Genomic DNA, 13,445 nt, shown 5'->3' with positions numbered 1-13,445 from the left:
GTGGCACTGAGCTTCCGGCAGAACGAGATTCTGGAGATCGCCCGCGCCGAGGGCCGCGTGGTGGTGGACGATCTCGCGCAGCGTTTCGACGTGACGTTGCAGACCATCCGCCGCGACCTGACGGACCTGGCCGATGCCGGCCATCTCGACAGGGTGCACGGCGGCGCGGTGCCGCGCAGCGGCATGGCAAACCTCGGCTATGTCCAGCGGCGCCGGATGAACGAGGCCGCCAAGACGCGAATCGCACGCGCCTGCGCCGCCGCCATCCCCGACAATGCCTCGATCATCTTGAACCTCGGCACCACGACCGAGGCCGTGGCCCGCGAACTGCTGGGCCACCGCAACATCACCGTCATCACCAACAACATGAACGTGGCCAACACCCTTGCCGCCAACGACGGCTGCGAGGTCGTGGTGACCGGCGGCGTCCTGCGCCGGTCCGACGGCGGGCTGGTCGGCGATCTGGCCAGCCAGACCTTCGAGCATTTCAAGGTCGACTTCGCGGTGGTCGGCGCCTCCGCCCTCGATGCCGAGGGCGACATCCTCGATTTCGACCTGGCCGAGGTGCGGGTGTCGAGGGCGATCCTGCGGCAGGCCCGCGCCGCCTTTCTGGTCTGCGACCAGTCCAAGATGGGCCGCTCGGCGCCGGTGCGCCTGGCATCGCTGCGCGATCTTTCCGCGCTCTACACCGACCAGCCGCTGCCCGCCGACCTGGCCGCGCGCTGCGCCGAATGGGGCACGCAGGTGGTGGTGGCCGATCCGGGCTGATCCGGGCCACTGGAAAATCGCCCGCAAAGGGCGTATCTGCGCGCCATGGCCCGCCTCGATACCCCCGCCCCCCTGCCGTTCCGCAAGATGCACGGCGCCGGCAACGACTTTGTCGTGGTCGACAGCCGGGGCCTGGGCGGCGGCGCCCGCATCACCGCCGACCTGGCCCGCGCGATCGGCGACCGGCATCGCGGCGTCGGCTTCGACCAGTTGGCCGAGATCCGCGACGACGCGCAGGGCGCGGGCATCGCGCTCGACTTCTGGAACGCCGACGGCAGCCGGGCGGGCGCCTGCGGCAACGCCACGCGCTGCGTCGCCTCGCTGGTGATGGACGGCGGCGACCGGCTGACCATCCGCACCGCGCGCGGCCTGCTGGCCGCCGAGCGCCGCGACGGCCAGCTCTGGGTGAACATGGGGCCCCCGCAGCTCGGCTGGGATGAAATCCCGCTGTCGCGGGCCGCCGATCCGCTGCATCTGCCCCTGCCGGGCGATCCGGTGGGCGTCGGCATGGGCAACCCCCATGCGGTGTTCTTCGTCCCCGATGCCGCCGCCGTCGACCCGGCCCTGCGCGGCCCGGGGGTGGAACATGACCCGCTGTTCCCCGAACGCACCAATGTCGAATTTGCCAGCCTGGCGGCCCCCGACCACCTGCGCCTGCGGGTCTGGGAACGCGGCACCGGCGTCACGCTGGCCTGCGGCTCGGGCGCCTGCGCAACCGCCGTCGCCGCCCACCTGCGCGGCCTGACCGGCCGCCGCGTCGCCATCACCGCCGATGGCGGCCTGCTGCATGTCGACTGGCGCGACGATGGCGTCTGGCTGACCGGCCCGGTCGCCACCGTGTTCGAGGGCGCGCTGTCGCCCGACCTGATGCGGGTGCCGGCATGACCGCCCCCGCGACGCCGGTCTTTGCCACCTTCGGCTGCCGCCTGAACGCCTACGAGACCGAGGCGATGCGCGAACTTGCCACCGCCGCGGGCCTGCCCCATGCGGTCATCGTGAACACCTGTGCCGTCACCGCCGAGGCGGTGCGCAAGGCGAAACAGGACATCCGGCGCCTGTCGCGCGAAAATCCCGGCGCACCCGTCATCGTCACCGGCTGCGCCGCGCAGACCGAACCCGAGACCTTCGCCGCAATGCCCCAGGTGACGCGCGTCATCGGCAACCGCGAGAAGATGGAAGCCTCCACCTGGGCGGCCCTCGCCGTCCCCGACCTGATCGGCCAGACCGAGCGGGTGCGCGTCGATGACATCATGTCGGTGCGCGAAACCGCCGGTCACCTGATCGACGGCTTCGGGCGCCACCGCGCCTATGTGCAGGTCCAGAACGGCTGCGACCACCGCTGCACCTTCTGCATCATCCCCTTCGGGCGCGGCAATTCGCGGTCGGTTCCCGCCGGGGTGGTGGTCGATCAGGTGCGCCGCCTGCGCGACCGCGGCTTCAACGAGGTGGTGCTGACCGGGGTCGACCTCACCTCCTGGGGCGCCGACCTGCCGGGAACGCCGCGCCTCGGCGATCTGGTGCTGCGGCTGCTGCGGCTGGTGCCCGACCTGCCGCGCCTGCGGATCTCCAGCATCGACAGCATCGAGGCCGACGACAGCCTGATGCAGGCCATTGCCACCGAACCCCGCCTGATGCCGCACCTGCACCTGTCGCTGCAACACGGCGACGACCTGATCCTGAAACGGATGAAGCGCCGCCACTTGCGCGACGATGCCATCCGCTTCTGCGAACAGGCCCGCGCGCTGCGGCCGGGCATCGCCTTCGGCGCCGACCTGATCGCCGGTTTCCCGACCGAGACCGAAGCGCATTTCGACAGCACCCTCCGGCTGGTGCAGGACTGCGGGCTGGCCTTCCTGCACGTCTTTCCGTTCAGCGCGCGCCGGGGCACGCCCGCCGCCCGGATGCCGCAACTGCCCGGCCCGGTGATCCGCGACCGCGCCGCACGGCTGCGCGCCGCCGGGGATGCGGCGCTGGCGCGGCACCTCGCGGCGCAGGCAGGCAGCACCCAGACCATCCTGACCGAAGGCCCGCGCCTCGGCCGCTGCGCCGATTTCACCGAGGTGGCCTTCGCCACCGACCAGCCCGAGGGCACGCTGCTGACCGCCCGCATCGCGGGCCATGACGGCACGCGGCTGCTGGCCGCCTGACCCCGCATTCCCCCGCCCGCCCGACCTGCCGCGCGCCGCCGGACCGTGGCGCGCGCGTTGCGTTAACCCGCGCCGCCGCGCGCGGCCTGTCGGGACGGATGCCATACGCGGAACGGACGCGGGCGGGACGGGAAACAGACGCGGAAATTCATCGGATTCCCGCCGTCAAACCCTGATTCGCGGGGGACGCGCCGGGCGCGGCTGTTCCGCCGCCCCGGCGCAACGCCTCAGGGCAGCAGCACCGTCGACCCGGTGGTGGCCCGCGCCTCCAGCACCCGCTGCGCCTCGGCCACCTCGGCCAGCGGGAACCGCTGGTCGATGCGGATCGTCACCGCCCCCGACACCACCTTGCCGAACAGTTCCGCCGCCATCGCCTGACAGGTCGCCGGATCGGCGATATGGGTGAACAGCGTCGGCCGCGTGATCTTCAGCGATCCCTTGGCCGCCAGCGTGCCGATATCGAAGGGCGGAACTTTTCCGCTGGCATTTCCAAAGCTTATCATCATCCCCAGCGGACGCAGACAGTTCAGCGACCCGTCGAATGTCGCGGCCCCCACCGCATCCATCACCACATCCACGCCCCGCCCGCCGGTCAGGTCGCGCACCCGCGCCACCCAGTCCTCGCGGGCATAGTTGATCGCCTCGGACGCGCCATGCTCCAGGGCAAGCGCGCATTTCTCGTCGGTTCCGGCGGTTGCGATCAGGCGGATGCCCTCGGACCGCGCCCATTGGCAGGCAATCAGGCCCACGCCCCCTGCCGCCGCATGGAACAGCACCGTATCACCCCGCCCGATCGGCACCGTCCGGCGGAAAAGATAGTTTGTTGTCAGACCCTTGAGCATCATCGCGGCGCCCTCTTCGAACGACAGCGCATCCGGCAGCGGGCACACCTGCCCGGCGCCCATCGTCCGCAGATCGGCCCAGGCGCCGGGCGGTCCGGCGGCATAGGCCACGCGCTGCCCCTCCACCAGATGTGTCACCTCTGCCCCGACGGCGGTGACCACCCCGGCCGCCTCCATCCCCATCGTGGCGGGCATCGCCAGCGGATAAAGCCCCGACCGCTGGTAGACATCGATGAAGTTCAGCCCCCCGGCCCGCAGCTCGACCGTCACCTGCCCCGGCCCGGGCGGGGGCACGTCCCGCTGCCCGATCTTCAATACCTCGGGCCCGCCATGGGCCTCGATCACAACAGCTCGTGTGGTGGTCATGGCAATCTCCCTGTTCCGCCGGCGGGATCATGGCGCCCCGCGGCGCCGGGTCAAGCCACCGCGGCACCCCGCCGGGCACCGCGCCAGTCGCCGCTATACATCCGGGCCCGCTTCATGTATGCCCCGCCGGTCGGCGTGATGGTTCCGCAGGCAGCGGGCAGGGAGGCCGCGCTGCCGCCGGGGGATGAGGCGCCGCCTCTTTCCGGGTGCCGCAGGCACCCCAGTGGGATCAGATGATGACAATGACGACGACGGGGATCGCCGCCCCCCTTGCAGCGGCTTTGGCGGAAAAGGGCTACGAAACCCTGACCCCGGTGCAGGAGGCCGTCCTGGCCGCCGACGCCGCCGGGCGCGACCTGCTGGTCTCGGCCCAGACCGGATCGGGCAAGACCGTGGCCTTCGGCCTGGCAATTGCCGGCGAAGTGCTTGACGGCAAGGACATTCTTCTGCCCGCGGCCAGCCCGGTCGCCCTGGTCGTGGCACCGACGCGCGAACTTGCGCTGCAGGTCCGGCGCGAGTTCGAATGGCTCTTCGCGGGGGCGGGCGCGATCCTCGCTTCCTGCGTGGGCGGCATGGACTATCGCACCGAACGCCGCGCGCTCGAACGCGGGGCGCATGTGGTGGTCGGCACCCCCGGCCGCCTGCGCGACCATATCGAACGCGGTTCGCTCGACCTGTCGGCCGCCCGCGCCGTGGTGCTGGACGAGGCGGACGAGATGCTGGACCTCGGTTTCGCCGAGGACCTGGGCTTCATCCTGGGCGCGGCCGCCCCGGGGCGCCGCACCCTGATGTTTTCGGCCACCGTCCCGGCAGGGATCGAGAAACTGGCCGCCGAATTTCAGCGCGACGCGCTGCGCCTGTCGGTCAAGGGCACCGGCGCACAGCATGCCGACATCGCCTATCGCGCGATCTCGATCGCCCCGCGTGACAAGGAACACGCCATTTTCAACGTGTTGCGCTTCTACGAGGCGGAACGCGCCATCGTCTTCGCCAAGACGCGCGCCAATGTGAACCATCTGTTCGCGCGCATGGTGAACCGTGGCTTCCAGGCGGTCGCACTGTCGGGCGAGCTGTCGCAGTCGGAACGCACCCACGCGCTCCAGGCGCTGCGCGACGGCCGCGCGCGCGTCTGCATCGCCACCGATGTGGCGGCCCGGGGCATCGACCTGCCGGGCCTCGAACTGGTCATCCACGCCGACCTGCCCTCGAACCCCGAGACGCTGCTGCACCGGTCCGGACGGACGGGCCGGGCGGGGGCCAAGGGCACCTCGGTGCTGATCGTGCCGCCCGCCGAGTTCCGCAAGGCCAGCCGCATCCTGCGCGATGCCAAGGTCGAGGCCGAATGGGGCAAGCCGCCCTCGGCCGACGAGGTGCAGGACCGCGAGGATGAACGCCTGATGACCCATCCGGCACTGTCCGAGGCGCCGGGCGACGAGGCGGGGATCGCCGAGGCGCTGCTGGACGCGCATGGCGCCGATCGCGTGGCGGCAGCCTTCGTGCGGCTGTGGCGGTCGGGCCGCTCGGCGCCCGAGGTGCTGTCGGATGCCGTGGACACCCCGCCGCGCACCCCTGCGCCGCCGCGCGACCGCGCGGCCTTCGGGCCGGCTGTCTGGTACGCGCTGTCGGTCGGCCATGAGGGCCGGGCCGAGGCCCGCTGGATCCTGCCCAAGATCTGCGACGCGGGCGGGGTGGCAAAGGATGCCATCGGCGCCATCCGCGTGCAGCGCGACCGCACCTTCGTGCAGATCGCCGAGGCGCAGGCCGGACGGTTCGGCGCCGGGCTGGACCTGGAACCGGGCCTCACCATGACGCGCATCGAGGGCGAACCGGCGATGGACAGACCGGAACACGGTGAACGCCCCGCCCGGTTCGACCGCGCCCCGCGCCCCGAGGGCAGCCGTCCCGAGCGCGCCAAACCCGCCTATGCGCCAAAGCCTCCGCGCATCGTCGACGATGCGCCACCCCCGGCGCCTGCGGCGGACGCAACCGCGCCCCGTCCCGCATCCAGGGGCCCCGCCGCCACGCGGTCGCAGGACGATGGCCGGAAACCCCATGCCCCCCGCCCGCAAGGCGAAGAGCACCGCCCCTACACTCCGCGACCCCAGGGTGACGCGCGCAAGCCCTATGCGCCTCGTCCGAAAGGTGACGACCGCAAGCCCTATACCCCGCGCGCCCAGTCCGAGGACCGCAAGCCCTACGCCCCCCGTGCCCAGTCCGATGACCGCAAGCCCTACGCCCCCCGTCCGCAGGGTGAGGACCGGCGCCCCTACTCGCCCCGTGCCGAGCGGCCCAAGGGTGATGCCCCCCGCCCCGCACGTGACAGCGCCGCAGCGGGGGCCGAGGGCGGGCACAAGCCCCGTTGGAAAGGCGGTGAACGCCCGGCTTCGCCCGCAGGCGGCGCAAAGCCCTGGGGTGCCAAGGCGGGTCCGGCCAAGACCTACAGCCCCCGGCCCCGCAGCGATGCGCCGCAGGGCGAACGGCCTGCGGGCGGCGGCAAACCCTATGCGCCCAGGACCGGCGACAAGCCCGGAGGGTTCAAGTCGGCCGGGTTCAAGTCGCATGGCGGCGGCGACGGAAAGCCCGCGCGCTCGGCGGGTTACAAGTCGCACACTGCGGCAGGCGGGGCGCCCACCGGCGACCGCCCGCCCGCCAAGCCCCGCGCGCCGGGCTTTGCCAAGCCCGCACCCAGACCGCCGGCGGACCCCGCCGACACCTCGCGCCGGTTCGTGCCGCCGAAAAAGCCGCGCGGCTAGGCGTCCGGCTTGGCCGGATCGGCGGCGCCCCGGCGCCCAAGGCCGATCCGCGCCAGCCCGGCATCGAACGCCGACCAGTCGTCCACCCGCAGCCGCACCGGCAGCGTCAGCACCTTGGGGCGGAAGGCGGGCGGCAGGCGAACGGCATCCTTTTCGGTCGTGACAAGCTGCGCGCCGAGCGTGGAAGCCTCGGCCTCGAGCCGCCGCAGCAGCGCGTCGCCCAGCGGTTGATGATCGTCCAGCGGCACCGCGCGCAGCACCTCGGCCCCCAGATCGCGCAGCGTGGCAAAGAACTTGTCCGGCCTGCCGATCCCGGCAAAGGCCAGCACGCGGGCGCCCGACCAGTCCATGCCGGTCGCCAGCGGTGCCAAGTGGCCCGTCAGATGCGGCAGCCGCAGCGCGGCACGCCAGGTCGCGCGCAACCGCTCCTGCGCCTCGGGCGGGCCGATCGCCAGCGTCAGGTCGGCACGGGCCAGCCCCGCCGCCACCGGTTCGCGCAGCGGCCCGGCGGGCAGGCAGCGGCCGTTGCCGAACCCGGCGGCCGCGTCGATCACCACCACCGAAAGGTCGCGGTGCAGCGCGGGGTCCTGGAACCCGTCGTCCATCACGATTGCCGCCGCACCGGCCCGCGCCATCGCCGCCGCACCCGCCGCCCGGTCGCGCGCCACCCAGACCGGCGCGAAGGCCGCCAGCAGCAGCGGCTCGTCCCCGACATCCGCCGCCGAATGGTGGCGGGGGTCCACCTGCACCGGACCGGCCAGCCGCCCGCCAAAGCCGCGCGACAGCACCTGCGCCGTGATGCCGCGCGCCGCCAGCCGCTCGATCACCGCCATCACGGCAGGCGTCTTGCCGGTGCCGCCGACGGCGATGTTGCCAAGGCAGATCACCGGCACCCCCGGGCGCATCCCGGGCCCCCGCGCCACCCGCCGCGCCGTCGCCGCCGCATAGACCGCGCCCAGCGGTGCCAGCAGCCGGGCCGCAAGGGCGGGCCGGTCGGGCGGGGTGAACCAGAATCCGGGGGCGCGCATCATCCCTGACCCCGCGCCAGATCCAGCAGCATGGCCGCGATACGGTCCGAAACCTCGCCCCCGTCCGAGGCCACGGCCCAGGCCGCCTGCGCCAGGCGCGCCGCCCGGTCCGGCGCCAGCAGTTCCCCCAGCGTCTGCGCCAGATCCGCCGCCGATCCGACAAGCGCCGAGGCCTGCGCCGCCGCCAGCCGCCCGATCGCGCCGCCAAAGTCCCCGGCACGGGGCCCGTGCAGGATCGCGGACCCAAGCGCCGCCGCCGCCATCGGGTCGAACCGGCACCCGCCCGGCGTCAGGCTGCCGCCCAGATAGGTCAGCGGCGCAAGCCGCAGCCACAGCCCCATCTCGGCCAGACTGTCCGTCACCAGAACCTGCACGTCCGAATCCGGCTCGTCATCGGCCCATCGGCGCGCCACCGTCCAGCCTTCCACCTTCTCCATCCGGTCGGCCAGCGGGGCCGCGCGCTCCGGCTGGTCGGGCGCCACGATCAGCAGCAGCCGGTGCGCCAGCCGCAGCGTCCGGCGATGCGCCTCGATGGCGGTCGTCTCCTCGGCCTCGGGCAGGGCAGCCGCAAGCCAGACCGGACGGGTCGCCAGAAGTCGCGCAAGGGCGGCACGCTCTGCCTCGGTGCAGGTCAGCGCGGCCGAGGGCTGTTCCATCCGCCCGGCCGACTCGACCCGCGAGGGCGGCGCGCCCGCCTTTCGGAAGACGCGCGCGGCGGGCTCATCGACCGCCAGCACGGCGTGGAACCCTGCCAGCAGGCCGCGCACGAGGCCCGGCCACCACCCCGCCCGATCGCGCGGCAGCGACGGTTCGCGGGCCTCTGCCATCACCAGCGGGATGCTGCGTTCCTGGGCCGCATGGATCAGCGCCGGGCGCAGCACCCCGCCGGCCAGCAGCGCCACCGAGGGCCGCCAGTGATCGAGAAAGCCGCGCACCGGTGCGGGCGCGTCGGCGGGCACGGCGTCGGCCGTGACGCCCGGCGGCAGGCGCGTCGGCGGGGCTTCGTCCTCAGCCGTCAGGACCACGGCGGCGGCGGCACCGCGCGTCAGCCGGGGCGCAAGCGCCAGCAGCGCGCGGCGCGCGTCGGAATCCGATCCGTGCAGCCAGATCACCGGGCCGGCGGGACGCGGCGGATGCGGCGGCACCGGCCCGGCCGGTGCGCGTGCGCGCATCATGTACAGCGTCAGGCCCAGCGAATAGGCCATCCCGTCGGGGCGTCAGCCGCCGAAGACTTCGGTGGCCGACCCGGCCTGTTCGGCATCGCGCAGGCGGTGAAGGTGGGCGATGAAATACCGCATGTGGGCATTGTCGACGGTGCGCTGCGCCTCGGCCTTCCAGGCCGAATGCGCGGTGGCGTAGTCGGGGAACATGCCCACGATGTGGATCTGCGACACGTCGCGGAATTTCGTGGACGACGGGTCCACCAGTTCGCCGCCGAAGACAAGGTGAAGGCGTTGGGTCATGGCTGTGTCCGCCCGTTGGGGCCGGTCTCCGGATTTTTTCTGCGGATGCAGCGTAACCGGTGCGCGCGGCGGGTCAAGCCATGGCGGCTGTCGCGCATGTCACGCGCGGATCGTGTCGCCCGGCTGCAATTGCGGCAGCAGTTCCACGACGGCCGGTTGCCCGGGCGGGGCCGGGCGGGGCCGCTTGCCCGACAGGATCTCGGCCGCAATCGTGCCGATCTCGCGGCGGCAGGCATCCATCGTGGCCAGCCGGCGCGGCAGGCCGTCCAGCAGTTCCACCCCGTTGAATCCCGCCAGCCCCAGCGACCGGGGCACGTCGCAGCCGTGGTCAAGGCACCACAGCAGCCCCCCTGCGCCGATCATGTCATTGGAGTAATAGAGGAAATCCAGATCGGGGCTGCGCCGCAGGATGGCCTGCGTCATCTCGCGCCCCTTCAGCAGGCTGGATGATCCGCCATAGTACTCGCGGTCGACCAGGGTCACCCCGGCCGCCTGCAGGGCCGCCTCGAACCCTTCCATGCGTTTGCGCGCACGGTGGTCATGCGGCATCATCGTGCCAAGGAAGCCGATCCTCCGGTACCCGGCCGCCAGGATGGCGCCCGCCATCGCCTCGCCGGCCCGGCGATGCGAGATGCCGATGGCCGCGTCGACAGGCGTGCCGTCGATATCCATGATCTCGACAATCGGGATCCCGGCGTTTTCCAGCATGGCCCGCGCGGCGGGGCTGTGTTCCAGCCCGGCCAGGATGATCCCCGAGGGCCGCCAGGACAGCATCTCGTACAGCACCGATTCCTCGCGCTCGGGCGAATAGTTGGTCACGCCGACCACCGGTTGCAGCCCGGTATCCTCAAGCGTGTCGGAAATGCCCGCCAGAACCTCGGGAAACACCATGTTGGCGAGCGACGGGATGATCACCGCAACCAGGTTCACCCGCTGGCTGGCCAGGGCACCGGCGATCCGGTTCGGAACGTAGCCAAGCCGCCGCGCCGCCGCCAGCACGCGTTCCCGCGTCGCATCCGACACATCGCCGCGCTGGCGCAGGACGCGGCTGACCGTCATCTCGCTGACGCCCGAGGCCTCTGACACATCACGCAGGGTCAGGGTCCGGCGGGCGTCATGCGCGTGATGCTTGGCCAAGTGCGGTGTCCTTACCATGCCTTGCCCCAGTGTTAGCGCCCAAACACGGGCTTGTCCAAGGCCCTGTGCGGCGTCGAGGTTTCGGTTGCATGGACTTGGGTTTTCCGCGAAGACAGGCACCGAAGGCCCCGTAGCTCAACGGATAGAGCGATCCCCTCCTAAGGGATAGGTTGCAGGTTCGATTCCTGCCGGGGTCACCACCCCGCCCGCATCCGCATCTCGATTGCACGCTGCGCCAAGACGTTCTACGGTGCTTCCAAAGCGCTTTGGAAGCAGGGAGTCGGACCATGGCCATCCGCGTGACCGTGTGGGGCGAGAACGTCCACGAACGGACGAACCGCACCGTCGCCACGATCTATCCCGACGGGATGCACGCGACGATCGCGGCCGCGCTGAACCTTGATCCGGCGATCCGGGCGACCACGGCGACCCTGCAGGACCCCGAGCACGGCATGACCGAGGCGCGGCTGGCCGAGACCGACGTGCTGGTCTGGTGGGGCCATGCCGCGCATGGCGAGGTGACCGATGCCGTGGCCGACCGCGTGGTGCGCGCGGTCTGGTCGGGGATGGGCGCGATCTTCCTGCACTCGGCGCATTTCGCCAAGCCCTTCATGCGGCTGATGGGCACCCCGTGCAACCTGACCTGGCGCGAAGCGGGCGAGCGCGAGCGTGTCTGGCTGACCGCCCGCGGTCACCCGATCGCCGAAGGCCTGCCGGATCATTTCGAGCTGGAGCATGAAGAGATGTACGGTGAGCCCTTCGGTGTTCCCGAGCCGCAGGAAACGGTCTTTGCCAGCTGGTTCCAGGGGGGCGAGGTGTTCCGTTCCGGCCTGACCTGGCGTCGCGGCCAGGGGCGCGTGTTCTATTTCCGGCCCGGGCACGAAACCTATCCGACCTATCATGATGCCCATGTGCAGCGGGTGATCCGCAACGCCGCGCATTGGGCGCACAACCCGGCTGCGCGGCTGGCCGATCCGCAGGCGGCGCCGAACGTGCCGGTCGACCGTGCCCCCGAGCCCCTGGTGGAACGCGGCCCCCGCCTGCACCGCGACGGCGAAGCGGGGTTGCGCTGAGATGGCCGCGCCGCTGCGTCTGCTGATCCTCGGCTGCGGCGGCATGGCGAAAAGTCATGCCGAGGCCTTCGCCGCCATCCCTGGCGTCAGTCTCGTGGCGGCGGTTGACACCAATGCCGAGCGGCTGGCGGCCTTCCGGGCCGACCATCGCATTCCGCAGGGCTTCGCCCGGCTGGACGAGGCGCTTGACTGGGGCGGTTTCGATGCCTGCGCCAATGTCACGCCGGACGCCGCGCACCATCCGACCACGCTTCCGCTGCTGGCGGCGGGCAAGCATGTGCTGTGCGAAAAGCCGCTGGCCACGAACGCCGCCGATGCGGCCGAGATGGCGGGCGCGGCAGCCCGGGCGGGGGTGGTGGCGATGGTCAACCTGACCTACCGCAACGTCCCGGCCCTGGCCGAGGCGGCAGGCCGGATCGCGGCAGGCGCCATCGGCAGGGTGCGCCACCTCGAGGCGAGCTATCTGCAAAGCTGGCTGCTGCAGCCCGCATGGGGCGACTGGCGGACCGAGGACCAGTGGCTGTGGCGGCTGTCCACCGCGCACGGGTCGAAGGGCGTGCTGGGCGATGTGGGGATCCACATCCTCGACTTTGCCACCCATGCCGCGGGCGAGGATGTGGCCGAGGTTTCTTGCCGCCTGGCCACCTTCGACAAGGCGCCCGGCGGGCAGATCGGGCGCTACCGGCTGGATGCCAACGACAGCGCGGTCATGCAGGTGCGGCTGGCAGGCGGTGCGCTTGGCACGGTGGCCGCGACGCGGATGGCGGCCGGTCACCTGAACGACCTGCGGCTGCGGATCTTCGGCGATCTGGGCGGGCTCGAGGTGGCGTTCGAGCGGGGGCAGAGCCGGTTGCGCGGCTGCATCGGCACCGATCTGGCGGCCGCCGGATGGCGCGACATCCCGGCACCGCCCGTGCCGACGGTCTATCAGCGTTTCGTCGCCGCGATCCGCGAGGGCGGGCCTGCGGAACCCGGCTTCGCCCGGGCGGCGGTGCTGCAGCGCGTGCTCGACGCCGCCGAGGCCTCGGCGGCCGACGACGGCCGCGCGCGGGCGCCCTGACCTTTCAGGGCCGCAGCGCGACGCGGCCCTGACGGGTCAGGACAGACACGTCGCGCCCTTCGATGACCACGGCGGTCAGCGGGCCGCCATAGGCCGCACCGGAATCGATGTTCACACGGTTCCCGTAATGTGCAGGGGTCTCGAGCGCGGTGTGGCCATGCACCACAAGCGCCCCGTGGTCGCGCGGGTCATCCAGAAAATCCCGACGTATCCACAGCAGATCGGTCTCGTTCTGATCCGCAAATGCGATGCCTGGGCGAATACCGGCATGCACAAACAGAACATCACCGCGCTGATGCCAGGTCGGCAGACCGTTCAGGAAATCCGTGTGCCGCGCGGGCACGGCGGCCAGGGCATCGGCATGAACCGCGCCCACCGGCCGGTCCCCTGGATGTGCGACGCCGTAGGACGCCAGCGTCGCCGCCCCGCCGAGGCGCGGATGCAGCCATGACAGATCGGACCGCAGGCCGGGGTCCTGCGCCCGCGCATCCGCGAGGAACAGGGTGAACATCCGGTCGTGGTTGCCCTTGAGCACCACCCAGTCCTGCCCCGCCGCGATGCCGCGCGACAGGTATTCGATCACCCCCTGGCTGTCCGGTCCCCGGTCCACCAGATCGCCCACATGCACGACCTGCCCGGGCCCGTATTGCGCGACATCCCGCGCGATCAGGTCATGCGCCTGGCGCAGCAGGTCCAGGTGGCCGTGGATATCGCCGATCGCATAGGTCCGCATGCAGGCTCCTGTGTCGAAGGGGGCGCGGCGGGCCAGGCCCTGCCGCGCCCTTCGGATGATCGCGCCGGGATCGCG

12 protein-coding genes and 1 tRNA gene are annotated in these 13,445 nt (G+C 71.9%); 7 read left to right on the top strand and 6 right to left on the bottom strand.

All coding sequences use genetic code 11. The features are described from left to right. The 3 genes from KF887_06890 to mtaB are packed head-to-tail and all read left to right on the top strand — an operon-like array spanning position 1 to position 2,915. A complete protein-coding gene (locus KF887_06890) occupies positions 1-768 on the top strand; it encodes a DeoR/GlpR transcriptional regulator (GenBank protein QYK42821.1) in 768 nt (255 codons plus the stop codon). 45 nt (positions 769-813) lie between these two features. Then, positions 814-1,653, top strand: coding sequence for a diaminopimelate epimerase (locus KF887_06885; protein QYK42820.1), 840 nt, complete (start codon positions 814-816; stop codon positions 1,651-1,653). Beyond that, positions 1,650-2,915 carry a tRNA (N(6)-L-threonylcarbamoyladenosine(37)-C(2))-methylthiotransferase MtaB gene (gene mtaB, locus KF887_06880; protein ID QYK42819.1) on the top strand — a complete coding sequence of 422 codons (1,266 nt, stop codon included), beginning with the start codon at positions 1,650-1,652 and terminating at the stop codon, positions 2,913-2,915. The genes KF887_06885 and mtaB overlap by 4 nt, the downstream gene beginning before the upstream one ends. A gap of 227 nt (positions 2,916-3,142) precedes the next feature. Here mtaB and KF887_06875 read toward each other — a convergent pair whose 3' ends face one another. After that, positions 3,143-4,123 (bottom strand): quinone oxidoreductase, encoded by a 981-nt coding sequence (locus tag KF887_06875; GenBank protein ID QYK42818.1) that lies wholly within the window; start codon positions 4,121-4,123, stop codon positions 3,143-3,145. 242 nt (positions 4,124-4,365) lie between these two features. Between KF887_06875 and KF887_06870 the strand changes: the two genes are divergently transcribed. Continuing rightward, positions 4,366-6,876: a DEAD/DEAH box helicase gene (locus KF887_06870; GenBank protein QYK43472.1), complete on the top strand. Its 2,511-nt coding sequence runs from the start codon at positions 4,366-4,368 to the stop codon at positions 6,874-6,876. Here the strand turns inward: KF887_06870 and KF887_06865 are convergent. The 4 genes from KF887_06865 to KF887_06850 all read right to left on the bottom strand — a co-directional run bounded on the left by KF887_06865 (position 6,873) and on the right by KF887_06850 (position 10,522). Next, positions 6,873-7,904, bottom strand: a complete 1,032-nt coding sequence (locus KF887_06865; protein ID QYK43471.1) for a tetraacyldisaccharide 4'-kinase — start codon at positions 7,902-7,904, stop codon at positions 6,873-6,875. The genes KF887_06870 and KF887_06865 overlap by 4 nt on opposite strands. Then, the gene (locus KF887_06860) at positions 7,904-9,109 is read right to left on the bottom strand and encodes a 3-deoxy-D-manno-octulosonic acid transferase (protein QYK42817.1); all 1,206 of its coding nucleotides are present in this window, start codon (positions 9,107-9,109) and stop codon (positions 7,904-7,906) included. Before KF887_06860 ends, KF887_06865 begins: the two co-directional genes overlap by 1 nt. A gap of 12 nt (positions 9,110-9,121) precedes the next feature. Next, positions 9,122-9,367: a DUF4170 domain-containing protein gene (locus KF887_06855; protein QYK42816.1), complete on the bottom strand. Its 246-nt coding sequence runs from the start codon at positions 9,365-9,367 to the stop codon at positions 9,122-9,124. Positions 9,368-9,466: 99 nt separating this feature from the next. After that, a complete protein-coding gene (locus KF887_06850) occupies positions 9,467-10,522 on the bottom strand; it encodes a LacI family DNA-binding transcriptional regulator (GenBank protein ID QYK42815.1) in 1,056 nt (351 codons plus the stop codon). A gap of 106 nt (positions 10,523-10,628) precedes the next feature. Between KF887_06850 and KF887_06845 the strand changes: the two genes are divergently transcribed. From KF887_06845 to KF887_06835, 3 genes are all read left to right on the top strand, one after another. Next, positions 10,629-10,704 (top strand) — tRNA-Arg (locus KF887_06845). An 87-nt stretch (positions 10,705-10,791) separates the two neighbouring features. Continuing rightward, on the top strand, positions 10,792-11,577 hold the full coding sequence (locus KF887_06840) for a ThuA domain-containing protein (protein QYK42814.1): 786 nt from the start codon (positions 10,792-10,794) through the stop codon (positions 11,575-11,577). Position 11,578: 1 nt separating this feature from the next. After that, positions 11,579-12,637: a Gfo/Idh/MocA family oxidoreductase gene (locus tag KF887_06835; GenBank protein ID QYK42813.1), complete on the top strand. Its 1,059-nt coding sequence runs from the start codon at positions 11,579-11,581 to the stop codon at positions 12,635-12,637. Positions 12,638-12,641: 4 nt separating this feature from the next. Here KF887_06835 and KF887_06830 read toward each other — a convergent pair whose 3' ends face one another. Continuing rightward, on the bottom strand, positions 12,642-13,370 hold the full coding sequence (locus tag KF887_06830; protein ID QYK42812.1) for a serine/threonine protein phosphatase: 729 nt from the start codon (positions 13,368-13,370) through the stop codon (positions 12,642-12,644). Positions 13,371-13,445: the final 75 nt, after the last annotated feature.

The sequence above is a fragment of the Paracoccaceae bacterium genome (assembly GCA_019454225.1).
In the GTDB taxonomy this organism is placed as follows: domain Bacteria; phylum Pseudomonadota; class Alphaproteobacteria; order Rhodobacterales; family Rhodobacteraceae.
This window is presented reverse-complemented; position numbering and strand designations above follow the sequence as displayed.